The organism is Arthrobacter sp. GCM10027362, from assembly GCF_042679445.1.
Lineage (GTDB): Bacteria > Actinomycetota > Actinomycetes > Actinomycetales > Micrococcaceae > Crystallibacter.
In genome coordinates, this window is sequence record NZ_JBHTML010000334.1 from 1 (window position 1) to 2,043 (window position 2,043).

General features: G+C 67.9%; 3 protein-coding genes. All 3 read right to left on the bottom strand.

Annotation, left to right across the window (positions count from 1 at the left end; genetic code table 11):
• Positions 1 to 126 precede the first annotated feature (126 nt).
• Positions 127 to 564, bottom strand: coding sequence for an OsmC family peroxiredoxin (locus tag ACFQ36_RS22355; protein WP_377017711.1), 438 nt, complete (start codon positions 562 to 564; stop codon positions 127 to 129).
• A 170-nt stretch (positions 565 to 734) separates the two neighbouring features.
• On the bottom strand, positions 735 to 1,109 hold the full coding sequence (locus ACFQ36_RS22360) for a hypothetical protein (protein WP_377017713.1): 375 nt from the start codon (positions 1,107 to 1,109) through the stop codon (positions 735 to 737).
• A gap of 157 nt (positions 1,110 to 1,266) precedes the next feature.
• Positions 1,267 to 2,043: 2-oxoglutarate dehydrogenase, E2 component, dihydrolipoamide succinyltransferase (sucB, locus tag ACFQ36_RS22365; protein WP_377017715.1), on the bottom strand; the 777-nt coding region annotated here is incomplete at its 5' end.

The following is a 2,043-nucleotide window of genomic DNA, read 5'->3' on the forward strand; positions in this document are numbered from 1 at the left end:
GCCGCCGCGTCCGCAGCAGGCCGGCCTGCAGCAGGCCGGCCGGACCGGGGCTTAATGCCCGCTGCCGGGGCCCGTCATCGGGCCCCGGCAGCGGGTGGGGGCAGCCTGCAGTCCGTGGCCCGCAGTTCAGCTCTTGAGCGTGGCCTGCAGGGTGATGCTTGGGACGGAGGCCAGCGCCTGGGAGACCGGGCAGCCCTTCTTCGCGTCCTCGGCAAGGCGCTGGAAGTCCTCCTCGCCGATGCCGGGAATGGTGGCGTTGACAGTCAGGCGGATTTCGCTGATGCGTGCCCCGCTGGAGGTATCGAAGTCGACCTCGGCCGCCGTATTGATCTCCTCGGGAGCGTGTCCGGCCTGTTTGAGGATGTTGCTGAAGGCCATCGAGTAGCAGGAGGCATGCGCCGCGGCGATCAGCTCCTCGGGGCTGGTCTTGCCTTCGGATTCCTCAGTGCGCGCCTTCCAGGTGACGTCGTAGGTGCCCAGGCCCGAGGTGTCCAGGGTGGTCTGGCCGGATCCGGTCAGCAGGTCGCCCTTCCAGACGGTGTGGGCAGAACGGGTTGTAGCCATGTGTGCTCCTTGATCTTGCCTCTTGCGAGGTCGCTTCCTGGTGCAGAGCCGGCATCGTGTGCCGGTCCCATCGGTTTCATCCTAGGGGGCGGTCCGGTTGATGGCCACCGCAGCAAAGGCGCGGCCGGTCTCCCGTCCTGGGAGACCGGCCGCCGGAGGTGCCGTGGGATTTACTGCCAGAGGGTGGCGACGGCGACGTTGATCAGCGCCATGCCGCCGACGGCGTGCGCCAGGCCGGTGCTGACCGGCTGGCCCTTCTTCTGCTTGCGGTAGCCGATGATGGCGGCCACGAAGACGACCAGGGCGATGACCAGCTTGACCGCGACCTTGACGTTGTTGGGGCCTTCCGGGAATCCGGCGAGGTTCGCGCTGTGGCCCATTTGGATGACGCCGACCAGCAGCAGGCCGGTCAGCAGCTGGACCCAGGCGCCGTGGAACTGCCACGGGCTGACGCCGGGCCTGCGGAAGGTGGCGAACCAAACGCCGACAATCGCCGCCACGCCGAGGATATGGATGAAAAGGAGCAGGTACCGAAGGAATTCCATACGCTCGATCTTATCGACCAAATGTCGACATCCCGGTCCGCGGCGGCCGCGCCCCGGATAACTTTTCTACAACGCGTAGTAGAACCGTGCGGGCGCCGGAAGCGCCGACGGCGGGCGGGCACCCGAGGTGCCCGCCCGCCGTCGTGCCTGCGGTCCGTCAGAGGCCGAGGTCCGACTCGAAGGCGCCCTCTTCCAGCCGGGCCTTCAGCGTCTGCAGGAAGCGTCCGGCGTCCGCGCCATCCACCAGGCGGTGGTCGTAGGTCAGGGACAGGTAGACCATCGAGCGGATGGCGATCACGTCGTCGCCGTCCTCATTGGTGATCACCACGGGGCGCTTGACGATGGCGCCGGTGCCCAGGATGCCGACCTGCGGCTGGTTGATGATCGGGGTATCGAACAGGGCGCCGACGCTGCCGATGTTGGTGATGCTGAACGTGCCGCCCGAGAGTTCGTCCGGGGCGATCTTGTTGCTGCGCGTGCGCGCGGCGACGTCGGCGATCTTGCCGGCGAGGCCGGCCAGGTTCAGGCTGCCGGCATCGCTGATCACCGGAACCAGCAGGCCCTTCTCGGTATCCACCGCAATCGCCAGGTGCTCGGCGTTGTGGTACGTGATCTCCTGGGTGGACTCGTCGTAGGAGGCGTTCAGCTTCGGGTGCTGCTTCAGCGCCTCGGCCACGGCCTTGGCGAAGAAGGGCAGGAAAGTCAGCTTGACGCCGTTCTGGGCCAGGAACTTGTCCTTGGCGGCCGTCCGGAGCTTGGCCACCCGGGTCATGTCCACCTCGATGACCTGGGTCAGCTGGGTGGAGATGTCCAGGGATTCGCGCATGCGGCGGGCGATGACCTGGCGGATGCGCGAGGCCTTCTCCACGGTGCCGCGCTTGGCGTGCGCGGCTACCCCGGCAGCGGCAGGCGCTGCGGCGGCGGGGGCGGCCTC